At 69.5% G+C, this 23,324-nt stretch carries 18 protein-coding genes; 13 read left to right on the top strand and 5 right to left on the bottom strand.

Features of this window, described 5'->3' with window-relative positions:
- Window positions 1-108 precede the first annotated feature (108 nt).
- From AB0D34_RS15325 to AB0D34_RS15270, 12 genes are all read left to right on the top strand, one after another.
- Window positions 109-6,633: an RHS repeat-associated core domain-containing protein gene (locus AB0D34_RS15325; protein WP_362661600.1), complete on the top strand. Its 6,525-nt coding sequence runs from the start codon at window positions 109-111 to the stop codon at window positions 6,631-6,633.
- Window positions 6,634-6,707: 74 nt separating this feature from the next.
- Window positions 6,708-7,214: a hypothetical protein gene (locus AB0D34_RS15320; RefSeq protein WP_362661598.1), complete on the top strand. Its 507-nt coding sequence runs from the start codon at window positions 6,708-6,710 to the stop codon at window positions 7,212-7,214.
- A 196-nt stretch (window positions 7,215-7,410) separates the two neighbouring features.
- Entirely contained in the window at window positions 7,411-7,836 is a 426-nt protein-coding gene (locus tag AB0D34_RS15315) for a hypothetical protein (protein WP_362661596.1), read from the top strand.
- 159 nt (window positions 7,837-7,995) lie between these two features.
- On the top strand, window positions 7,996-8,844 hold the full coding sequence (locus tag AB0D34_RS15310; RefSeq protein WP_362661594.1) for an ABC transporter ATP-binding protein: 849 nt from the start codon (window positions 7,996-7,998) through the stop codon (window positions 8,842-8,844).
- 14 nt (window positions 8,845-8,858) lie between these two features.
- A complete protein-coding gene (locus tag AB0D34_RS15305) occupies window positions 8,859-9,713 on the top strand; it encodes an ABC transporter permease (RefSeq protein ID WP_362661593.1) in 855 nt (284 codons plus the stop codon).
- 136 nt (window positions 9,714-9,849) lie between these two features.
- On the top strand, window positions 9,850-10,977 hold the full coding sequence (locus AB0D34_RS15300) for an ABC transporter substrate-binding protein (RefSeq protein ID WP_362661591.1): 1,128 nt from the start codon (window positions 9,850-9,852) through the stop codon (window positions 10,975-10,977).
- 38 nt (window positions 10,978-11,015) lie between these two features.
- Window positions 11,016-12,077: an LLM class flavin-dependent oxidoreductase gene (locus AB0D34_RS15295; RefSeq protein WP_362661590.1), complete on the top strand. Its 1,062-nt coding sequence runs from the start codon at window positions 11,016-11,018 to the stop codon at window positions 12,075-12,077.
- Window positions 12,077-12,772, top strand: coding sequence for an isochorismatase family cysteine hydrolase (locus tag AB0D34_RS15290; protein WP_362661588.1), 696 nt, complete (start codon window positions 12,077-12,079; stop codon window positions 12,770-12,772). The genes AB0D34_RS15295 and AB0D34_RS15290 overlap by 1 nt, the downstream gene beginning before the upstream one ends.
- A gap of 5 nt (window positions 12,773-12,777) precedes the next feature.
- Complete coding sequence (locus AB0D34_RS15285) at window positions 12,778-14,103, top strand: NtaA/DmoA family FMN-dependent monooxygenase (RefSeq protein WP_362661659.1); 1,326 nt, start codon at window positions 12,778-12,780, stop codon at window positions 14,101-14,103.
- A 1-nt stretch (window position 14,104) separates the two neighbouring features.
- Window positions 14,105-15,511: an MFS transporter gene (locus AB0D34_RS15280; RefSeq protein ID WP_362661587.1), complete on the top strand. Its 1,407-nt coding sequence runs from the start codon at window positions 14,105-14,107 to the stop codon at window positions 15,509-15,511.
- Window positions 15,511-16,011, top strand: a complete 501-nt coding sequence (locus tag AB0D34_RS15275) for an NAD(P)H-dependent oxidoreductase (RefSeq protein WP_362661586.1) — start codon at window positions 15,511-15,513, stop codon at window positions 16,009-16,011. The genes AB0D34_RS15280 and AB0D34_RS15275 overlap by 1 nt, the downstream gene beginning before the upstream one ends.
- Window positions 16,008-16,508: a flavin reductase family protein gene (locus tag AB0D34_RS15270; RefSeq protein ID WP_362661584.1), complete on the top strand. Its 501-nt coding sequence runs from the start codon at window positions 16,008-16,010 to the stop codon at window positions 16,506-16,508. Before AB0D34_RS15275 ends, AB0D34_RS15270 begins: the two co-directional genes overlap by 4 nt.
- Before the next feature lie 298 nt (window positions 16,509-16,806).
- Here the strand turns inward: AB0D34_RS15270 and AB0D34_RS15265 are convergent, their stop codons facing one another.
- On the bottom strand, window positions 16,807-17,643 hold the full coding sequence (locus AB0D34_RS15265; protein ID WP_362661583.1) for a class II glutamine amidotransferase: 837 nt from the start codon (window positions 17,641-17,643) through the stop codon (window positions 16,807-16,809).
- A gap of 446 nt (window positions 17,644-18,089) precedes the next feature.
- On the opposite strand from AB0D34_RS15265, the gene AB0D34_RS15260 reads away from it, so the two are divergent.
- Window positions 18,090-19,574 (top strand): ricin-type beta-trefoil lectin domain protein, encoded by a 1,485-nt coding sequence (locus tag AB0D34_RS15260; protein ID WP_362661582.1) that lies wholly within the window; start codon window positions 18,090-18,092, stop codon window positions 19,572-19,574.
- 31 nt (window positions 19,575-19,605) lie between these two features.
- Here the strand turns inward: AB0D34_RS15260 and AB0D34_RS15255 are convergent, their stop codons facing one another.
- The 4 genes from AB0D34_RS15255 to AB0D34_RS15240 form a co-directional block, all read right to left on the bottom strand.
- Window positions 19,606-19,866 (bottom strand): helix-turn-helix transcriptional regulator, encoded by a 261-nt coding sequence (locus AB0D34_RS15255; protein ID WP_362661581.1) that lies wholly within the window; start codon window positions 19,864-19,866, stop codon window positions 19,606-19,608.
- On the bottom strand, window positions 19,866-20,357 hold the full coding sequence (locus AB0D34_RS15250) for a DUF2975 domain-containing protein (RefSeq protein WP_362661579.1): 492 nt from the start codon (window positions 20,355-20,357) through the stop codon (window positions 19,866-19,868). Before AB0D34_RS15250 ends, AB0D34_RS15255 begins: the two co-directional genes overlap by 1 nt.
- A gap of 286 nt (window positions 20,358-20,643) precedes the next feature.
- Window positions 20,644-22,182 carry an APC family permease gene (locus AB0D34_RS15245; RefSeq protein ID WP_362661578.1) on the bottom strand — a complete coding sequence of 513 codons (1,539 nt, stop codon included), beginning with the start codon at window positions 22,180-22,182 and terminating at the stop codon, window positions 20,644-20,646.
- A gap of 377 nt (window positions 22,183-22,559) precedes the next feature.
- Window positions 22,560-23,231 carry an ANTAR domain-containing protein gene (locus AB0D34_RS15240; protein ID WP_362661577.1) on the bottom strand — a complete coding sequence of 224 codons (672 nt, stop codon included), beginning with the start codon at window positions 23,229-23,231 and terminating at the stop codon, window positions 22,560-22,562.
- Window positions 23,232-23,324 lie beyond the last annotated feature (93 nt).

Raw genomic sequence — 23,324 nt, 5'->3', positions numbered from 1 at the left:
GCGGATTCTTCATGGGTTGGTTTTTTCCAATCCCATATTCTCCGCGATTGAACTTTCGGGTATTTCTTCAGTTCGGCTTGATGGTCGTGAGTGAAAAGGGGGGATCCGGTGTCCGGTAGACGCACGCGGCTCGTGGCGGTGGGATGGACGGCGCTGTTGGCCTGGTCCCTGTGTGTGGGTCCGGCCTTCGGGTCGACGGCGGGCGCACCTCCTTCCCCCCACAGGACAGCTGCGAAGCCGAAACCGGACCTCGGCCGCTCCGTCACGGGCCTGAAGTCCGTTCCGCGCAAGGACGTGCGCACCTCGGACGCCACGCGTCACACAGCGGCGCCGACCCGGACCGCGTGGCCTGTCGCCAGGACCGCGACCCTGGAACTCGGAGTGCCCCGGCACCCGGCGACCACCGGCTCCAAGGCCACCGCGTCGGGAACGCCCGTGTGGGCGCAGGCCGTCGCGCCGGGCAAGGGCTCCTACAGCGGCCCGAGGACGCTGGGCGTCCAGGTCCGGCCCAGGTCGCTGTCCACGCGCTTGGGCGTCTCCGGCCCCGTCTGGTCCCTCACCCCCGGCCGGACCCCTGCTGCCGGCCGGGTGGAAGTGGGCCTGGACTACGGGGCGTTCAGCCAGGCCGTCGGCGGCAACTACGCCTCACGCCTGCGTCTGGTGGAACTGCCCGCCTGCGCGCTGACGACCCCGCAACTGGCCAAGTGCCGCCGGCAGACCCCGCTGACCTCCCGCAACGACACCAAGAACGCGGCCGTGTCGGCGGCTGTCACCTTCCCCGCGGCTTCCTCGGTGCAGCCCGCCTCGACGGGAGCCGGTCGGCCTGGGGCGGGGGCGGCTGTGCCGGCCGTCTACAACGGCCCGGCCTCCGCCGTCGCCTCGGCACAGACGGCCTCGACCTCGGGCGCGGCGACCGTGATCGCGGCCACCGACTCCACCGGCCAGGAGGGCGGAGCGGGCGGCACCTACGCCTCCACCCTCTCCTCGGCCGGCTCCTGGGCCCAGTCGGGCTCGTCGGGCGACTTCACCTACACCTACAAGGTGGAGGTGCCCGGCGCCTCGACGTCGCTGGCGCCGGACGCGTCCTTGAGCTACGACTCCGGGAGCGTGGACGGGAAAACGGCCAACACCGAGGCCCAGGCCTCCTGGGTGGGCGACGGCTGGAGCACCCAGGACTCCTTCGTGGCACAGGAGTTCACCCCGTGCGACGACTCCCCGGAAGGCAGTGCGGGGTCGGTGACCACCTCGGACGAGTGCTACGACGGCCCCGTCCTGACCCTGTCGCTGAACGGTTCCTCGACGTCGATCGTCTACGACAAGGACACGTCCACCTACAAGCTGGCCGACGACAAGGGCGCGACGGTCAGCAAGGTGACCGGTTCCTCCAACGGCTCGGGTACGTATGACACGTCGTACTGGGTGATCACGGAGCGGGACGGCACCAAGTACTACTTCGGCCGCAACGAGCTGCCCGGCTGGGCGTCGGGGGACGGCACGACGAACTCGGTGGACTCCCAGCGGGTGTACGCGGCCCACTCCGGCGACCCCTGCTACGACTCCACGGCCACCAGCAGCTACTGCACGATGGCCTCGAAGTGGCACCTGGACTACGTGACCACTGCCACGGGTGCGGCGATGGCGTACTACTACAAGCAGGACACCAACTACTACGGCGCCCACAACGGAGACTCCGAGGTCAAGTACGTGCGCGACTCCTACCTCGCGCACGTCGACTACGGCTTCACCACCGCCACCGGCCCCTACGGCACCGTCCCCGACAAGATCGTCTACGGCACGTCGGTGCGCTGCACCTCGACCAGCGCCAACTGCGGCAGCGCGGAGACCACGTCGAACGCGGCCTACTACCCGGACGTGCCCTACGACTTGAGCTGTGCCTCCGGAGCGACGTGCAGTGCGCATGCGCCGTCGTACTTCTCCACCGTCCGCCTCAGCTCGATCACCACCCAGCAGTACTCGGCCTCCTCCGGTGCGTACGTGACCGTGGACTCCTATGCGTTGACCCAGACGGAGCCGTCCACGGGCGACGCCACCAGTGCCACCCTGTGGCTGTCCTCCGTCCAGCGCACCGGCGCGGACACCACCGCGGGCGGCTCGACCTCCTCGATCACCATGCCGGCGGTCCAGTTCACCGGTTCGGCGCTGGAGAACCGGGTGAGCACCGCCACCTATCCGGGCCTGTTCCGCTACCGGATCACGGCGATCACCACCGAGATGGGCGGCGTGATCGGTGTCTCGTACACGCTGCCGACCGCGTGCTCGACCTCGGCGACCCCGTCCTCGAACACGGCGTCCTGCTTCCCGGTGTACTGGACGCCCAGCGGCTACATCAGCCCGATGCTGGACTGGTTCAACAAGTACGCCGTGCAGGAGGTGTTGGAGACCGACACCACCGGCGGGTCGGCGACGAAGGAGACCGACTACGCCTACAGCGGTGCGGCCTGGCACTACGACGACGACGAGAACACCAAGGCGAAGTACCGCACGTACGGGCAGTGGCGCGGCTACCAGCAGGTGACCACCACCACCGGCAACGGCTCGGGGGACGCGAAGACCAAGCAGGTCGACTCCTACTACCAGGGCATGGACGGCGACTGGCTCTCCGCCACCTCGACCCGCAGCATCTCGCTGACCGACTCGCAGGGCGGCCACCACACCGACTCCGCCCAACTCGCCGGTCGGGTACTGGAGTCCACGTCGTACCTCGGTGACGGCGGTGGCGTCGACCACTCCACGATCACCTCGTACTGGATCTCGGCGGCGACCGCGACCCGTACCCGTTCCGGGCTGCCGGACCTGACGGCGAACGCGACCGGCACCGCGGAGGAGTGGAGCAGACAGCGCCTGACCGACGGCGGCACCACCGGCTGGCGGTACGACGAGACCGACACCACCTACGACGCCACCCGCTCCGACGACGACTTCGGCCTGGCGACCTACACCTACGCGCACACCGTGCCGGCCGACTCCCACTACGACACGTGCACCGCCACCACCTACGCCCCGGCCAACACCGGCGCCAACCTCGTCGGCCTGGTCTCCGGCACCGAGAAGGACTCGGTGGCCTGCTCCGGCTTCACCGAGGGCTCCACCTCCTCCGTTCCCGACGGACTGAACACCCTCGGCGCGCCCACGAGTGTCACCCGACCCGACCAGGTCGTCTCCGCGACCCGGACGTACTACGACGACACCAGCTTCTCCACCACGTTCCCGCAGGCCGGCGCCCCGACCATGGGCCTGGTCACCATGACCCGTACAGCCACCGACTACGGTGCGGGCGCGTTCACCTGGCGCACCACCGCGCAGAACACCTACGACAGCACCTACCACCGCCTGGCGAGCACCACCAACGGCAACGGCAACACCACCACGACCACCTACACGGTCGACTCCGCCTACCTGACCACCGGACAGAGCGTCGCCCAGCCCACGGTTTCCGGCGTCGCCCACACCACCAGCGAGACGTACGACCCCGAGCGCGGGCTGACCCTGACCAGCACCGACGCCGACCACGTGGTGACCACCACGCACTACGACGCGCTGGGGCGGACGACCTCGGTGTGGAAGAACTCCCGCGCGACCAGCTCCCTGGCGAACGAGACCTATGCCTACACGCTGTCGAACACCTCGGTGTCCGGCGTGGTGACCAACACCCTGAACGACAACAGCGGTTACCTCACCTCGGCCACCATCGAGGACTCCCTGGGCCGCACCCGGCAGACGCAGGCGTACACCCCGCAGGGCGGCCGGCTGATCGACGACACCCTGTACGACTCGCGCGGCTGGACCGCGAAGCAGAACAACGACTACTGGGACTCCGCCACCACCCCGGCCCTGTCGCTGAAGTCGGTGGCCGACAACCAGGTCTCCGACCAGGACGTGTTCACCTACGACGGCCTGGGCCGGCAGATCTACGACGCCGCCGAGAAGAACGGCTCGCTCGTCTCGACGACCACCACCGTCTACAACGGCGACGCCACCACCGTCATCCCGCCCACCGGCGGCGTCATCAAGACCACCCGCACCGACGCGCTCGGCCGTACCAGCGAACTCGACGAGTACACCGCCGCCCCCTCGCTGACCACCCCGCTCAACACGACCACCGGCACCTTCTACCTGACCGGCGGCACGACCAGCGCCACCACCTACGGCTACGACGGTCACGGCCAGCAGACCACCACCACCGACGCCAAGGGCGACACCTGGACCAGCACCTACGACCTGGCAGACGAGGTGACCGCCAAGACCGACCCCACCGCCGGCACCTCCACCATGACCTACGACTCCGACGGCAACCTGCTCCAGACCAAGGACTCCCGCGGCGCGTACGTCTCCCTGACCTACGACGCGCTCGACCGCAAGACCGGCCAGTACGCGGCCGCCACCGCCGACCAGACCGCCTACACGTCGAGCAGTTCACCGGGCAACCAGACGGCCGCCTGGGTGTACGACAACGCCGACTCCGCCGTCTCCGGCATGACCTACCCGGTCGGCCACGTCACCACGGCGACCTCGTACAGCGGCGGTTACGCCTACGTCCGACAGGCCGTCGGCTTCAACGTCTTCGGCGAGTCCCTGGGCGAGGAGACCATCGTGCCCTCCGCCGCACAGGGCTCGGTCCTCGGCAGAACCTGGAAGATCACGCACTCGTACACGAGTGTCAACGGCCTGCTGTGGACCGACGGTTACGCCCTCGGTGGCGGTCTGCCCGCCGAGACCGTCACCCACGGCTACAACAACGACGACGAACCCAACGCCCTGGCCGGTGCCTACGGTTACGTCCAGAGCACCACGTACAGCGCCAACGACCAGGTCGCGCAGGTTCAGTTGGGCTCCTCAACGTCCTACGCCACTGTCACCGACGCCTACGACAGCCACACCGGGGACCTGACCGACCAGCTCGTCACCCGCTCCACCGCCACCCCGTCCAGCGTGGACGAGACCGCCTACACCTACGACCTGTCCGGCAACATCACCCGCCAGACCGAGACCCGCTCCGGCTCCAGCACGACGGCCGAGACCCAGTGCTACGCCTACGACACCCTCGACCGCCTCACCACCGCGTGGACCGCCACCGACAACTGCGCCGCCACCCCCACCAGCGGCAACCACAGCACCGTCGGCGACGGCATCACCGGCGGCGCCTACTGGACCAGCTGGACCTTCGACGCCGTCGGCAACCGCCTCGCCCAGACCCAGCACACCGTCTCCGGCACCGGCAGCGACACCGTCACCACCAGCGGCTACTCCAGCGGCCAGCCCAACACCCTGACCAGCACGACCACCACCGGCGGCTCAAGCGCCTCCACCAGCTACGGCTACGACAACGCCGGCAACACCACCACCCGTCACACCGGCACCGCCGACCAGGCCCTCACCTGGAACAACGACGACCAGCTGACCAAGGTCGCCGACGCCACCGCCGGCACCGCCACCAGCTACATCTACGACGCCGACGGCAACCTGCTCCTCCAGACCGACCCGACCACCACCACCCTCTACCTCGGCAGCGAGCAGATCACCCTCGACAACACCGCGGGCACCGCCACCGGCGTGCGCTACTACTCCGCCCCCGGCGGCGCCACGATCGTCCGCACCGGAACCGGCACCGCCTACGGCTTCGAACTCGCCGCCGACCAGCACGGCACCAACAGCCTCTACCTCGACAACACCGCCCAGACCCCCACCTGGCGCCAGTTCGATCCCTACGGCAACCCCCGCGGCACCACCACGAGCTGGGCCGACAACCGCACCTTCCTCGACAAGACCACCGACACCACCACCGGGCTCACCGACATCGGCGCCCGCGAGTACGACCCCGCCCTCGGCCGCTTCGTCAGCCTCGACCCCGTCTTCGAGGACGACAGCCCGCAGGAACTCGGCGGCTACGCCTACGCCTCGGACAACCCCGTCACCTTCTCCGACCCCACCGGCCAGGAGATCGGCTCGCGCCCCAACTCCTGCCAGTACGACCTGTCGTACTGCTCCAAGAAGGTCCAGAAGGAAGTCGGCTACGACCCGAAGACGGGCCTTGCCGACTACCGCCGGGGGACGGTGGTCCCCAAGGGCACGGCGGCCTCCATCAGCAGTCACTACAGCAACCCCGTCACCGACAGCGGCTACACGCCGCCCGCGCCCAAGCCCCAGCCGCACCGGTCCTGGTGGTCGAAGTCCTGGAGCTGGACGAAGCAGACGTTCGGCACGTGGGACGGCTGGAAGAACCGGGTCCTGCCCGTCGCCGGCTTCGGCGCCTGCCTTGTGCTCTCGGCGGGCCTGTGCACCGGAGTGGGAGTGGCCATCGTGGGGGCGACCTTCGTCGGGGACGGCCTGACCACAGGGAAGTGGAACTACACCGCAGCCGGCCGGAGCCTCGCCTGGACCCTTGCCGGAGGGGTCGCGGCAAGGGCGCTCGGAGGTTCCTGGTCGGAGTCCGCCATCGCGAGCCGTATTCGAGTCAAGAGCGTTTTCCAGGACGAGAACGTGACCATCTACGGCTACCGACACGTGGTCGACTGGGGTCGCACCTATGCCAATGTGAGCATCAATACGGGCCTCTCGACGACATTCTGCGGAGCCGGTGCCGCAAGCCCCGTTTATCACACGGGCTATTGTTGAGGTCTGGAGAACGAGAGGCGACGGTGATGAATTCAGTCGTACTGAGACGGGTTTCTTGGCCGGCCTTTTCCGGGGTGGTCATCGTCGGCCTCGGGATCGGACTGGTCGCGGCGGTGTACCGAGTCACCTCGGCACACGGATTCCGTGAGGGATGGCAGGGCATTCCGGTGTACCTGGCCGTCGTGGGGATCCTCGGCAGGATCGCGAACTGCAAGGTCGTCCTGCGGGAGACCGAGCTGCTGGTGGTCAACCCGCTGCGCACCCATGTCGTCCCGGCGTCGAGGATCCGTACGGGGGCGGTCGGTGACGACGGCACGCTGGTGGTGCGTCTCGCCGGGGGCCGGGGCATCCGGGTGTTCGGGTTCGGCGGCTCCGTCGTCGACCGTTTCCGGGGCACCAGCGGCGAGGCGGCACGGAAGATCAACGACTGGCTCCGTACGGCGCGGGCGGCGAACCACGCCGACACGGACGCCGAGGCAGTCCGGGCTGTCCGCTGGACCTGGATCCCCCTCGCCGACGGGGCTCTGCTCCTGTGTGCCGTGGTGGCGGCCGCCGGCGCCGTCTGGATGGCGGTCGGCTGAGAGCCGTAGGGGGAGGAGCAGGGGTACAGAGGGTCACGGTTCAGCGTGCCTGTTCTCGCGGACTCTCCTGGTGTTCGCCGAGATCCGGGAGCCGGTTTCTACAGGCGGAGCCCGGATGTGGATTCCTGGGTCCTGTCCTGGACGGCGTCGGCAGCATGAAACACGGGCGAAACGGGCGTTTCCTAGACTCCGGCGCGTGCACATCACCGTCCTTGACGCTTCCACCGAGTGGAGCCGGTTCACCGAGGGGTCCATCGAACGCCGCATGCTGCTGGCCCTCGGCGACCGACTCGGCACCAGCCTGCGTCCGAAGCCGCTCATGCTGCCCGACAACAGCCGCGTCGAGGTCGAGGGAATCGACGCGGCGGGCCGTGTGCTCGTGCAGCTCGTCAGCAATCAGGGGGCCTACAAGCCCGCCTACCGCAACAAGGTCATGGCGGACATGTTCAAGCTGCTCTGGCTGCGGGACTCGGTGCCGACCGCCGAGCGCGCGGTGCTCCTCGTCACCGAGGTGATCGTGCAGGCTCTCGGCGGCTGGGTGGCACGCGCGGCGGCGGACCTCGGCATCGAGGTCTACGTCTTCGACGGAAGCACGGTCGTAACACTGGGCGGCCGAACGTAAAGTTCACGAAACACGGCGCGGTCGGGCGCCGTAACACAGGGCTCCTAGTGTCCGGAGCACCTAAGCGGATTTCCGCGTCGCAGTCTCGCACTCGCTACGCACGCTCTCCGACTTCCAGGATCGAGCCTTCGCGCTCGCTACATGGATGGGAGCGTGAAGGTGACTGGTACGCCAGCACTTGAGTTGCGATCGGTGCACCGGGTCTACGGATTCGGGCCGCAAGCGACGAATGCCCTCGACGACGTTGATCTGACGGTGCCGTCCGGCCGTTTCGTCAGCCTCATCGGGCCCAGCGGCTGCGGCAAGTCGACACTGCTGCGTCTCGCGGCCGGCCTGGAGCTGCCCGACCGGGGCGAGGTCCGGGTGCACGGCGTCCCGCCCGCGCAGGCGTGCGCCGCCAAGATGATCGGGCTCGTGCCGCAGAGCCCCGCCCTGCTGCCGTGGCTGTCCGTGCTCCGTAACGTGACGCTGCCACAGAAGATCAACAAGGGGTCGGCCAGGCGTCGCGAGCGCATCGCCGGCTTCGCGGAGCACGAGTCCGCACAGCCCGCACAGTCCACGCCGTCCGCCCCCGACATGCGGGAACTCCTCGTCAAGGCAGGTCTCGGCGAGGCCATGCACAAGCTCCCGGCGCAGATCTCCGGTGGCATGCGGCAGCGTGCGGCGATCGTCCGCGCCTTCGGTCTGCGACCCGACGTACTCGTCATGGACGAGCCGTTCTCGGCGCTCGACGAGTTCACCCGCGAGAGCCTGCAGGACCAACTGCTCGACCTGTGGGACGAGTTGAAGACGACGGTGCTGTTCGTCACCCACTCCGTGTCCGAGGCCGTACGGCTCTCCGACACCGTGGTCGTCATGGCCCCGCGCCCCGGCCGCATCGTGGACGTCATCGATGTCGACCTGCCCCGGCCCCGCGGTGACCGCCTCTTCGGGGAGCGCCGCTTCCACGAGTACGAGGACATGGTCCGAGACCGACTGCGCCGTGCCTGGCGCGGCGAAGCCGCATGAGTGGGGGCCCGGAGATGACCGTGACCGACGAACGCGCCACCCCGGCGGCCGAGAGCGAGCAGCCCGTCGAGCCGTCGCGCTTCAGCCTCAGGCATCCGAAGTCCCGGATCGCGTGGATCCGCCCCTCCGTATGGGCGCCCCTCCTCGTGATGCTGGTGCTCCTCGCCGTCCTGTGGCAGTGGGCGGCCGAGGAACTGCCCTACCTGCTGCCGCCGCTGCCGAAGATCGGCAGTTCGTTGACCGCCCAGTTCGGCTACTACCTCGACAACGCGCTGGTCACCCTGGGTGAGGCGACGGCCGGCCTCGCGATCGGGTTCGTCGCCGCGTTCGTCCTCGCGGTGCTGACGAGTGAACTGCCGCTCCTGCGCCGGGCGGTCATGCCGATGGCGGTCGTGCTCAACGTCACCCCGCTCGTGGCGATCGCTCCCGCCCTGGTGGTGGCCTTCGGCTTCGGTCCGCTGCCCAAGCTCATCATCGCGGGCCTGATCTGCTTCTTCCCGATCCTCATCAACACCGCGGCCGGTCTGGGCTCCGTACCGAAGGAAGTGCTGCAGGTGTACCGGACGATGGACGCGGGCCGCTTCGAGCTGTTGTGGCACGTGCGCATCCCCAACGCGCTGCCGTTCCTGTTCGCGGCGCTGCGCATCGTCTTCCCGCTGTCGATCGTCGGCGCCGTGGTGGCGGAGATGTCGGCGTCGGGATCCACCCGCGGCCTCGGCACCGCGATCAGCACGGCCTCGTCCATGAACCAGCTGCCGGTCGTATACGCCTCGATTCTCGTCCTGGCCGTCATGGGTGTGCTGCTGCTGCTCGCCGTGACGCTGGTCGAACGCCGCGTGCTGCACTGGCACGACAGCGCGCACGACTGACTCGGCCGCCGTCCCTCCCCGCTCTCTCCTCCCCCGCTTCCCCGCTCAGCCAGTGGCCCGCAACGGCGGGGCGCTCGGCGACCCATGCCCTCATGTGCACCGTTTCCAGGCGGCCACCGCCAGTTTGGAGTCACCCATGCCGTACCGCTTCATCAGAACCAGCCTCACTTCCCTCGCCGCCGTCGCGCTGACGGCCGGCCTCGCGGGATGCGGCGCGGACTCCGCCGCCGACACCTCGGCGGGCTCGGCGGGTTCCGCGATCTCCGCGAAGCGCTGCGCCGAGAACAAGGCCGCCGGCAAGATCACCTACCTGTCGGGCTACCAGTACCAGTCGTCGGTGTCGATCCTCGAATACGTCGCCGCGAGCAAGCTCGGCTACTTCAGGGACCTCTGCCTGAACGTCGACCTCAAGCCCGGCAGCGGCGACACGGCGCAGAACACCAAGCTGCTCGCCAGCGGTCAGGCGACCGTGGGTCCGGTCGCCGAGCAGGACCTCATCCAGGCCCGGGCCAACGGGATCGACATCACCGGCATCTCCTCGTACTCGAACGCGGGCCTCGAGGTCCTGATGACGAACAAGGACATCACCAAGCTGACGCAGCTCGACGGCAAGGTCGTCGGCCACAAGGGCTACGTCCCCGCCACCGTCAGGGCGATGCTGGTCAAGGCCGGGGTCAAGTGGGACTCGCTCAAGCTGGTCAAGCAGGGCTACGACCCCTCCGTGCTGCCGCGCAGGCAGGACGGCCTCGCAGCGCTCACGGGATTCCTCTCCAACGAGCCCAACCAGCTCCAGGCGGCCGGCCACCCCGTCACGGTGTGGAAGCCGGTCGACTACGGCGTCCCGAGCTCGCTCGGCGCGATGGCGGTGAACCCGGCCTTCGCCAAGGCGCACCCGCACGCCGTCGAGGACATCCTGCGCGCGGCGCTGCACGCCTACGACTACTGCAACGCCGGCGAGGCGCACATCGCCGAGTGCGTCGGGTTCGCGGCCGGGCTGTCCGGACCGACGTACGACAAGAAACTGAACACGACCATCTGGAAGACCGAGACGCAGTACGTCAAGGACCATCCGACGCCCGGGCAGCCGCTGGGCGGCATCGACCCCAAGAACGTCGCGGGGATCGTGGACATGCTGCACCAGTTCGAGATCGTGCCCGGCAGCGTGACCGCCGCCCGGGCGGAGGGCTGGTTCGACACCTCCTACGTCAAGGACGTCTACGCAGGAGCAGGCGCAGGCGGCAAGCTCGTCTGGCCCGCCCCGTAGCCGCGTCGCGGATCAGACATCTCACGAAAGGCGCACACATGCCCGCGAAAGAGTACGGAATCTTCCTCCCCATCGGGAACGGCGGATGGATGCTGTCCACGACCGCTCCCCACCCCGAGGCGGACTACGCGTGGAACAAGCGCGCGGCCCTGCACGCTGAGACCATCGGCCTCGACTTCATCATGTCGATGGCGAAGTGGCGCGGCTTCGGCGGCAGCACCGACCACTGGGGCCGTTCGCTGGAGTCGATGACGATGATGTCGGCGCTCGCCGAGGCGACCAGCCGGGTCAAGATCTGGGCGACCATGCACGCGAACGTCCACAACCCCGCCATCGCGGCGAAGATGTTCACCACCCTCCAGGACATCTCCGGCGGCCGGGCCGGCATGAACATCGTCAACGGCGCCTACGCGGGGGAGTTCGAGCAGTTCGGCATGTGGGACCCGCGGCTCAGTCACGAGGACCGCTACGACATGACGGAGCTGTGGACGGAGGCGGTCACCCGGCTGTGGAGCGAGGACTCCGTCACCATGGACACGCCGTACTTCGACCTCGTCGACTGCGAGTCCCGCCCGCATCCGGCCGTCCGCCCGACCCTCATCAACGCGGGCCGGTCGGAGGAGGCCCGCCGCTTCCAGGCCCGGTACGCCGACGGCGCCTTCCTCGCCGCCGACAGCCTCGACGACATGCGGGAGCTCTCGGCGGACGTCCACGAGCGGGCGAAGGCCAACGGGCGGGTCTGCAAGACCTATTCGATGCTCACCGTCGTCCAGGACGAGACCGACGAACTGGCCGCCCGGAAGGTGAAGGAGTGGAGCGCGGGTCTCGACCGGGAGGCGCTCACCCAGATGCGCCGCACCTGGGGCATGCCCGAGGACCAGGCCCGCGCGTGGGCCGAGGGCGCGGGTGGTGAGGCGGCGTTCCAGACGCCGTACGTCGCCGGATCGGCGCGGACGGTCACCGACCACATCGAGTACATCGTGCGCGAGGCCGACCTGGACGGACTCATGCTGATCTTCCCGGAGTACGACAAGGACATGCTGCTGTTCGGCGAGACCGTGCTGCCGGCGCTGCGCGCCCGTGACGAGGTGGCGTCCTGATGTCCGACTCGCGTGACAGACAAGATCTGCATGACAAACAAGATCTGCGTGAACGGCAACTCGCCCACCTCACCCGGCCCGGCAGCAGGCCCGCGCTGGTCGTGGTCGACGTACAGCGTGACTTCGCCGATCCGGAGTGCCTCACGGAATACGGCCTGACGGATGCCGCGCTGTCGGCGCTCGACCAGGCCATCACTCGGATCGGCGAACTCGTCGACGCCGCGCGTGCGGCCGAAGTGCCCGTCGTCTGGGTCGAGTTGGGCAGTGACCCCGCGCGGCCCTGGCGGTCGAGCAACTGGCTGCGCGGGGGCGACCACGACGCCCCTATGGGCCCGGAGGAGCCGTGCGTGCTCGGTACGCCGGGCGCCGAGTGGTACCGGGTGCGGCCCGCCGAGGGCGAACCGCGCGTGGTCAAGCGGGCGTACAGCGGGTTCCTCGGCACCGAACTGGAGGCGCTGCTGCGCGCGGCCGGCTGCGACTGGCTCACCGTCGTGGGTCTGACGAGCGAGTGCTGCGTCTACGCGACCGCCCAGGACGCCGTGCAACTGGACTGGCCCGTCGTCGTCCCCCGGGACGCCACGGCCGCCTACGACCTCGACGTCCATGCCGCAGCACTCGTGCAGTTGGGACTCAATGTGGCCGTGCTCGGCGACACCGACGAGGTCGTCGAACTGTGGAAGAAGGCAGCACTGTGACCGGCATGCACATCGCCTTCGACCTCTCCTTCACCCACACCGAGGGCGCCTGGGCCCGGCAGGGCTCCTGGGTCGGGCGGGACTTCCCCGACGTACGCATGTACATGGAGCTGGCGCGGACGGCCGAGCGCGCCGGCGTCGGGATGCTGTTCTTCGGCGACGGCAGCGGAATACCGAGCACCTGGCGGGGGAGCATCGAGCCGGCGGTGGAGTGGGGCATCCAGTGGCCGCGCCACGACATGTCACCGGTCATCGCGGCGATGTCCACCGTGACCGAGAGGGTCGGCTTCGGGCTGACGTACTCCTCGACGTTCATGCACCCGTTCTACGTCGCCCGGCTGCTGAACTCGCTCGACCATGTGACGGGCGGCCGTATCGCCTTCAACGTGGTCGCCTCGACGCGCGGCGCGGACGCGGCGAACTACGGCTTCGGCGAGTTGATGGACCACGGCCTGCGCTACGAGCGGATGGAGGAGTTCGTCGCCGTCTGCCGCGCGCTGTGGGACTCGGTGGCACCCGACGCCATCGTGCGGGACCGGGACACGGGCCGGTTCGCCGACCCGGCGAAGGTGCACCCGATCGACCACGAGGGGCGCTTCTTCACCGTCAAGGGCCCGCTGGCGTCGGTACCGAGTCCGCAGCACCACCCGCTCGTCGTCCAGGCGGGCAACTCGCCCCGCGGCATCGCCGCCTCGGCACGGTTCGCCGATCTGGTGTTCGGCTTCGGTGGCAGCCTCACGGGCCAGCAGCGCCACCGCAAGCTGCTCGACGAGGCACTCCTCGCCGAGGGGCGGGACCCGGCCCGCGTGGGCATCCTGTGGGCCACGCAGGTCGTCGTGGGCCGCACGACGGCCGAGGCACGGGCCCGCCGCGACGCGGTGCACGAGTTCTGGAACGAGGAAGCCGTCGCCACCTATCTGTCGCACAACGCCGGGTACGACTTCTCGACGCTGCCGCACTCCTTCCGACTGGCCGAGCTGCGCGACGAGATCGTCGCGGCCAACGCCAGCCCGGCGGGTCTCATCGGCTCGCTCATCGCGGAGTTCGGCGAGGACCACACGATGAGCCGCGACGAGTTCTTCACCCACGGTCGCGGCAGCGCGACGGGACTCGATCACAGCGTCGTCGGCGGCGCCGCCACCGTGGCCGACGCGTTGGAGGAGAACTTCGCCGCGACCGGATCACGCGGCGGCTACATGATCTCCTGCCCGCTGGCCATGCCCTCCGGCTTCAACGACATCAGCGAGCTGCTGCTGCCCGAGCTGCGCCGCCGTGGCGCCCTCGCGCCCGCCCACCCCGGCGCCACGCTCCGCGAGAACCTGGCGGTGTGAGATGACCGCGGCAAGCGGGCGACGCGACTGGCTCGCCCTCGGCAGCCTGTGCGCCGGGTTCTTCATGCTGCTGCTGGACAGCACCGTCACCTCGGTCGCGCTGCCCGCGCTGATCACCGGCCTGCACACCAGCGAGACCCTCGCGATCTGGGTCAACAGCGGCTACCTCGTCGCCTACGCGGTGCCCCTGCTCACCGCGGGACGACTGGGCGACCGCTACGGCCACCGGCGCGTCCACCTGATCGGACTCGCCGCCTTCACGCTCGGGTCGCTGCTGTGCGCGTCGGCTCCCACCATCGAGGCACTCATCGGATGGCGGGTGGTCCAGGGCGTCGGTGCCGCGCTGATGACACCGCAGTGCCTCACCCTCATCAAGGCGCTGTTCCAGCCGCCGCGCCTCGCCGTAGCGCTCGGCGTCTGGGGCGCGGTCGGGGGCGCCGCGGTGGCCGTCGGGCCGCTGGTCGGCGGCCTGCTCGTCGCCGTCGGCGGCTGGCCCGCGGTGTTCTGGGTCAACGTCCCGGTCGGCGTGGCCGCGATGGTCGCCGTGTCCGCGTTCGTCCCCGCCCTGCCCCGTCAGGAGGCGGGCATCCCGGTGTGGGCGATCTGCGCGAACGCCACCGGCGTCGGCGCGCTCGTCCTCGGCATCCAGGGCACGGATGCCGTGAGCGCCGACGCGTGGGGCGTACCGCGCTGGGTGCTCGCCGCCGCCGGCGCGCTGGTCGTCGTGGCCGTGGTGTGGATGCAGCGCCGCGACGGGCTGCGGGCGCTCCTGCCGGTCTCGTTGCTGCGCAGCCGCGGGTTCGTCACCGCGGCCTGGGGCGGCGCCGCCGCGGCCTTCTGCGCGGGCTCGGCCATGATCCCGCTGATGCTCTACCTCCAGCAGCAACGCGGGCTCGCCCCGGGCGCGGCGGCACTCACGCTCGTACCGATGGGTGTGGTGTGCCTGCTCGGCGCTCCGCTGTCGGCCCGGCTCAACAACACGATCGGGCCCCGCGCCGTAGCCGTCCTCGGCTCGTCCTCACTCGTCCTGTCCATCGCGGCCTCGGCGGTACTCGTCGCGACGGACGCGCCGATTCCCGCCCTGACCGCCGCCTTCGCGCTGTACGGAGTGGGCAACTCGTTCGTCTGGTCACCACTGTCGATCGCGGCGGTGACCACGGTCGCGGCGGACGAGGTCGGGGCGGCGTCGGGAGCCTTCAACGCCGTGAAGCAACTCGGCGCGGTGCTGGGCAGCGCCGCCGGCGCAGTCCTCCTGGCCGGATTCGGCTACGCCGCCACCCTCGGCGGACTCGCCGCCGCCGGGCTGCTCTGTCTCCTCGCCTCCGTGTCCCTCCGGCTCGACCGGCCAGGGGCCCACTCTCCCGCGGCGTCCGCCGCCGCTCCCCATCTACCGACAGGAGTCGCCTGATGAAGGCTGTCGCCGTCATAGGAAACCCCAAGGCGGGCTCGCGCACCCGAGATGCCGCCGAACGCCTCGCAGCGGCCCTCGGGCTGGACTGCGAGGTCCTCGAAGTCGCCGAACTCGGAGCCGGTCTGCTCGCCTGGGGTGACCCGGACGTCACCGCGGCCGTCGAGCGGGTGCGGTCCGCCGAGATCGTGATCGCGGCAACTCCCACCTACAAGGGCACCTACACCGGCCTGCTCAAGCTCTTCCTCGACCAGTTCCCCACGGCGACCGGCCTCGCCGGCCAGGTGGCGCTGCCCCTCATGCTCGGCGCGGGACCCGCGCACGCCCTCGCCCCCGAACTCACCCTCAAACCCGTACTCGTCGAACTCGGCGCGACCTGCCCCGCGCAGGGCCTCTACCAGCTCGACTCCACCTACACGACGGATGACTCACTCGCCCGCTGGACCGGGCAGTGGAGCCGGACCGTGCTCGACGCCGCGAAGACGAGGACCGCACGATGACGACCATGGAAACCCTCACCTCGGATCTCGGCGAGTTGAAGCGGGCGTTCGCCGCGTTCCCCTCAGGAGTCGCCGCCCTGTCGGCGCGCGTCGACGGCGAACCGATCGTCATGATCGTCTCGTCGTTCACCGTCGGGGTCTCCGCCGATCCGCCGTTGGTCTCCTTCGCCGTGCAGCACAGTTCGACGACCTGGCCGGTGCTGTCCCGCGCTCGGACGATCGGCGTGTCCGTCCTGGGCGAGGAACACGGCGACAGGGCCAGGCAACTCGCGTCCCCCAGCAAGGAAAACCGGTTCGCGGGCCTCGACACGGCGGAAGCGGCATCCGGCGCGATCTTCCTTCAGGGCGCGCCGGTCTGGCTGGAATGCGCGATCGAGCACCACTACCCGGCCGGCGACCACGACATCATCGTTCTGCGGGTGCTGGCCATGATGGCCGACGACGACCGCAATCCGCTCGTCTGGCACCAACGGACGTTCAAGATGCTGGCCGACTGAGGCGATGCCGGTGCCATGACGTCCGCGCGGCCGACGCGTGGCGGGAGCATCTCACCACCCCGCCGGGCTTGGCTGCGGCGGGGTACGGCTGCCGGTCGGCCCTGCGCCTACCGACGCCGTCCAACCTGGGAGTATGGCGGGCCGGGCGCACCCCAACACCGTCCGCCTGCCGGCACCGACCCAGCCCGAGACCACAACCACGAACGTCGCCGCCCGACCTCGGTCTGCCCGAAATCGAGGACCTGCTTCAGCCGCAGGCATGGAGAAGGCCACGCGTAAGAAGAACGTGCCCGCCACGTCACGCAGGTTCCGGGACGAAGGGATACAGGTCGTCCGCCCCGTCCTGTATGACGCTGTAGCTGCTTTCCGGTACCTCGTTCCAGGCGCCGGACAGGTCGCCGAGAGGTTCGGAAACGATGAGGCGGGTGTCGTCGGACACTTCCCTCAGGAACGCCGCATCGGGGTGCAGTTTGCGCAGTGCGTCCACGCGGGTGCTGTAGAACAGGGACCGGGAAGCGCCCTCGCTCGAGTAGCGGAAGGCCCATACGCGTTCGCCGTCGGTCACGCCGATCGTCATCTGCAGCGGGAACTCCACACCGTGGTCGCGGCCGCTGCGCTCCACCACGCCCACCATCCGGGACACGGCGCCCGGCGGGTCCTGGTCCAGGCCGAAGGTGAGTGCCAGGTAGAACATCAGCTCCGAGTCCGTGGTCCCTTCGATGTCGGAGTACAGCCCGGGGGCGACGAGCAGGGACAGGTCGCGGCGCATGAGGTGGAAATCCGCGATGGCGCCGTTGTGCATCCACATCCAGCGGCCGTGCCGGAACGGGTGGCAGTTCGTCTGCTGCACCGCGGTGCCGGTCGTCGCCCGGATGTGGGCGAAGAACAACGGGGAGCGGACATGATCCGCGAGCTCCCTCAGGTTGCGGTTGTTCCAGGCGGGTCCGACGTCCGTGAACAGGGCCGGGGTGCCGATGCTCTCCTGTGCGTACCATCCGACGCCGAAACCGTCGCCGTTCGTCGTCTCGACACCCAGTCGCGAGTGGAGGCTCTGATCGATCAGCGAGTGGGCCGGTCTGTAGAGGATGGTGTCGAGAAGCAGGGGTGTTCCCGAGTAAGCGAGCCATCGGCACATGAACGATCACCTGTGTTCCTGCCCGCACCCGCGGGAGCGCCCTGATCTCCCGCTCGCGGCGTCCGGAGTCTTCGACGAGTCCGCCGGTCACCTGGTCACTCCGGCACTGCGCCGAGGGCGACGCCGTGGCCGATGACCGGTTGGCTCCTGTCCCGATCCCATTTTCGCCTCCCTCGCGGCGCATCGCCATGGGGGCGCGGATCGGCCGGTCAGCCCCGTCGTCGGTGAACTGACTCCGGGTCCCGCGAGCTTCCGGCGTGTTTCGGATGCGTCACGGGTCTTGTCACCGGCGCGCGCACCGTGCGAGTGTCCGGGCGATGGTTACGTAACCATCGTTGGTTTACGCAGGTCTGGGACATCTGTAACGAACCCTGGCTCATCCGTGGCTCGGCTCAGGTGACGAACCCGCACTCCGCCCTCCACGATTTCCCGTCACTGGAGACGACATGACCAAGACCCCGACGAGGTCGCGAAGACTGGCCAGTGTGCTCACGGCCGGTTTCGGCGCGACGCTCCTGTTGCTGACCGCCCCCGGCCCCGCCCTCGCCCAGCAGGCCACCGAGAAGCCGGCCGCCTCGTACGCGCCGGTGCAGCCCGCCTCGAAGGGGGGTACCAGTGACTTCCGCGGGGTGAACTGGGCCGACCCGCGCGACAACTACGCCAGTGACGCCGTGGTGCCGAGCGGGCTGAAGGTGACCGACAGCTACCGCACCGTGTACCGCACCACGCAGAAGATGGTGAGCGGGTTCAGGAAGAACCTGGGCGCCAACACGCTGCGACTGCCGATCAACCCGGCGAGCGTGGGCACCACCTGGTGGAAGTCGTACCGGGCGACGATCGACGCGGCCACGGCCTCCGGTGACAAGGTCATCGTCAGCTACTGGGAGGCCGACTCCAGCAAGGACGGGCTGGTCGACGACACGGCCGCCTGGAAGACGATGTGGAACACCGTGGTGCGGGAGTACAAGTACAACCCGCGGGTCTACTTCGAGCCCATGAACGAGCCGCACGGCTACACCCTGGACCAGTGGGTGTCCGTCACCAGTGGCTGGCTGGCCCAGCACAAGGACGTCCCGCGCGGCCGTGTCGTGATCAGCGGTACCGGCTACAACGACAACGTCACCGGCGTCGGCGCGGCACCCGAACTGCGGGGAACGCTGCTGTCGTTGCACTTCTACGGCTTCTGGAACAGCTACACCCAGCAGTCCGACTGGACCGCCGACCTCGAAGCCCGGATCGGCAAGTACGCCGGGCGGACCGTCATCGACGAGGCCGGCTCCCCGATGACCATCGGCCTGAACTACGGCGCGTGGAACGGCAACATCTACACCTCGTACCTCGCGGCCGTGGCCAACACCGCCCGCAGCAAGGGGATGGGGCTGGTGTACTGGCCCGGGCTGCGCTTCGGCGACGCCTACTCGATCGAGTCGCTGGACGCCGACGGCAACCTGGTGGACAACAGCGCCACCGGAGTCGCGCTGCTGCGCTGGGGCTACGGCTTCGGCACGACCCCGCCGGTCAACGACCTGCCGCCCGCGCCTCCCGGTGAGGTCCTGCGCGGTGTGGCCTCGGGCCGCTGCGTCGACGTGCCCGGCTTCAGCACGGCCAACGGCACCCAGCTCGACCTCTGGGACTGCAACGCCGGCGGCAACCAGACCTGGAACTGGACCGCGGACAAGCAGCTCACCGTCTACGGCAACAAGTGCATGACGGTGGGAGGCACCGGAACCACGGCGGGAGACCCCGTGGTCATCACCGACTGCACCGGCGCGGCCGCACAGCAGTGGAACGTGAACGCGGACCTCTCCGTGACCAGCGTCGCGAACCCGGAGCTCTGCCTGGACGCGGCCGGAGCGGGCACCGGCAACGGCACGTCGGTCGACGTCTGGTACTGCAACGGCGGCGCCAACCAGCAGTGGACCAGGAGCTGACACCGAACCCCCGGCGCCGTCGCGCCTCGCCTCACGGCGAGGCCGGCGGCGCTTCGGCGCTCGCGCGGACCACCCCGCCCGCGGTGTCCTCCGCCTCCCAGCGCAGCAGGTCGCCCGGCTGGCACTCGAGCACCTCGCAGAGTGCCGCGAGGGTCGCGAAGCGTACGGCCTTGGCGCGGCCGTTCTTGAGTACGGCCAGGTTGGCTGGGGTGATGCCCACCCGCTCGGCGAGTTCGCCCACGGACATCTTCCGTCTGGCCAGCATCACGTCGATGTCGACGGCGATCGGCATCAGATCACCTCGTCCAGCTCGGCCTGCAGCTGCGAGGCCTCGACATCGCGTGCGACGGCCTGGGCGAGCAGCATCCGCAGCACGAGCACGATCAGCGCGATGCCGAGGATGCCCACGCCGATCCCGGCCATGATGACGGTGACGCCCGGGTCGTCCCGCTGGCCGGGTGCGTTGACGGCGGTGACCGCGAACCACAGGAGCGCGGCCGCCACGATCGCGCCGATCACTCCGTCCACGTACCGGAAGGCGGCGTGGGAGAAGACGGTTCCGCGTCGCACCATCGTCACCAGCCGCCCTACGCAGACCACGGCGACCTGGACCGCCACCATGCCCAGGACCGTGATCACGCGCAGCGCGGTCAGCGGGAGCGTCCCGTCCTCCGGGTCGTTGCCGGTGGCCAACGTCCACACCATCAATGCCTGTACGAGTACGGTGCCGACGAGCACCACCATCAGCACGGCGCGCAGCGCACGCACGGTCAGCTGTCCCATGACCTCTTCTCCCATCGAATCACGATGGGAATCTATCGAGTTTCGATAGATCGGGCAAGGGGGTGGATGGCGGCGAGGATCGGCTCGCGGGAGGTGTGCCGGGCGGCGGACGTCCTGGTCAAGGTCCACTCCAAGGCGGTCGGCCGACTGCTGTCCGCCGTCCCGATCGCCCGGCAGGCCATGAAGCACCTCCTGACCACCGAACTCGTCCTGCCGCGGGCGCCGTTGTGGGCTGCCGCGCTGGAGGGCGGCCTTCGCCCTCGCCCACCGCGACCCCGGCCGATCGTCAGGTGCGGGCCGTGCGGGCCGTGCGGGCCGTGCGGGTCGGCTTGCCCAGTGCCCAGAACAGGACGCCGAGCAGCATGAATCCGATGAGCGGTATGAGTTCCGTCAGCAGGTACTTGCCGCGCTCGGCGTGGGTCCAGCCGTCCGGGGCGTAGGCGGGGTCGAACCAGTTGAAAGGGGCCCCCGGCGCGACCAACTGCACGCAGGCGTACAGGACGAGCAGCGTGAGGACGATGCTGATGGCGAGGGGAGCGGGCGCCCGGTACGGGCGGGGCACGTCCGGGGCCTTGTGGCGCAGCACCGCCAGCGCCGGGAAGATGCCCAGATAGCTGACCAGGGTGGTGGATACGGCCAGGCCCAGGACCGCGCCGAAGAGCTTCGCCGCGCTGCCGTCGGTCAGTTCGTGGGCCAGGATCAGGACGGCCGTGGAGACCAGTCCGCTGAGGATGTTGACGCGGACCGGGGTGCCGAAGCGGCTGGAGATGACACCGAGGAAGCGGGGGGCCGCGCCGTCGTAGCCGGAGACGGCGAGGGCGCGGTCGGAGCCCATCACCCAGGTGACACCCGAGGACAGCACCGTGAGGATGAACAGGATCGCTGCCAGGTCCCCGAGCACGCTGCCCGCGCCGCTCAGGCTCGCGGTGCCGTCGCCGGCGACATGGCCGCCGTACACCGTGAAGACCTGGCGGATCGCGTCGATGAAACCACCGAGGCCGGTAATGGCCTTGACGGGCAGGACGAGCAGGATGCCGAGGATCGGCAGGGCGTACAGGAGTACGGCGAGTACGGCGCTGCGGAAGACGGCGTACGGCACGTCCTTCTGGGCGTCGGTCATCTCGTCGCCCGCCGTGCTGGGCAGTTCGAAGCCGACGTAGTTGAACATCAGGAGGGGCACCAGGACGACGAAGCCCGCGTACGTCGGGGAGAAGTCGCCGAGGCCGAATCCGTGCAGGCCGTGCTGAACGCCGTAGACCACGACGGTGACCGTGAACAGGCCGAGCAGGAGGAAGCGGCTCCAGGCGCCGATGGTGGGGATCCACTTGCCGACGTCGAAGGAGAGGATCGCGGCGAGGACCCCGATCCAGACGAAGGCGAGGGTGAAGACGTAGAACGCGGGGGTGCTCAGGTCCTTGCCGTCGTTGAAGAAGGTCGTGTACGCCGTCACGGCGGTGACGGACAGGGTGCCGCCGAGCCATACCGGATTGGTGATCCAGTAGAGGAAGTTGTTGACGGCGCCCGCCAGGCGGCCGAAGGCGCGGCTGGTCCAGATGTAGGGGCCGCCCTCGTCGGGGAAGGCGGCGCCGAGTTCGGCGGTCAGCAGGGCCGAGGGGACGAAGAACACCACGGCCAGCACGATGAGCCAGGTGAACGCCTCCGCGCCGGAGGACGCCACCGAGCCGATGGTGTCCACGCCGACGATGGTGCACAGCAGGAAGAACAGGATGTCGAAACGGCCGAAGTGCTTGCGCAGCTTCTGGCGTTCGGACTCGGCTGCCGCCGGCGGACCGGCCGGCTCGGAGGTTATGGGGCCAGCGGTCACCAGGGGCTCCTGCGGATGAGCGGTACAGGCGGGATTCGGCCAATGATCGGCGTCACCGCACAAGCTCACAAGCGTTCATTGGGAAGTTTTGACTGGTTGATGCCCTCTTATGGGAATGGGTGTACGTGCATGGGTTCTCCTGGCCGGGGGTAGATCTCCACCCCCGGGAGCAGCGCGAGGGCGGGCCGTCGTCCCGGGGTGTCGGGGAACAGGAAACCAGGCCCTAGGAGGGCGCCATGAACCGTCAGATCCGTGTTCGTGTCAGCCGTCGCCCCTCGTCCTCCCGTGACACCCGGCAGCCGGAGATCGACCGCAGGACGCCGTCGGGGCGACTGCTGCCGTACTGACGCCGGCCGGACCGGCGCCCGATGTCCAGGTCAGTTCAGACACCTGTCGATCGCGGTCCGCAGCGCCCGGCGCAGCTCGGGCGTCGGCGGCGGGCCGCTGCCCCCGGCATCGGCCGTGACCATCGCGGCGACCTTGCGCAGCTTGGTGTTGGAGAGCTGGGAGGCCTCCCGCAGGACGTTCCACGCCTCGTCCGGGGAACAGGCGTGGGTGGCCATCAGGACCCCACGCGCCTGGTCGATGACCGGGCGGGTGACGATCGCCCGGCGCAGCTGCTCGACCTCCGTGCGCAGCAGGGCCAGTTGCTGTGTGCGCTCCAGGACCACCACGGACGGCACGGGCTCGCGGTGCGTCCCGGGGCCGTTCAGCGGGTCCTCGGGATCCAGGCCGGCCATCTCCAGGACGCCGCGCGGCTGGCCGTTCCAGCCGGTCACCGTCACGGGCACGCGATGGTGGCGGCCGTAGCTGTCGAGGACCTCCAGGAACTGCAGTCCCGCCGTGTCCATGAAGCAGACGCCGACCATGTCCAGGTCGACCCGGCCGATGCCGTCCGGAAGCCCGTTCAGGGCCCTGGCCAGGGCGTCCGCGCAGCCGTGCACCAGGTCTCCGCGCGGGACGAGCACGGCTCGGTCCCCCTCCACGCGGCCGTCGATGGTCAGGCTGTTCAGGCGCCCCGCGAGCGATGTGTGTGCCGCTGAGCTCATGTCCGCCTCGCTGCTCCCCACAGTCGTCACGACGTTGAGTCACCGATCGCCGCCGGTCCCCGGGCCGGGCCGTGGGTGTGGCCGCGCGAGGTC

Source organism: Streptomyces sp. NPDC048420, assembly GCF_040651535.1.
Classification (GTDB): Bacteria; Actinomycetota; Actinomycetes; order Streptomycetales; family Streptomycetaceae; genus Streptomyces.
This window is presented reverse-complemented; position numbering and strand designations above follow the sequence as displayed.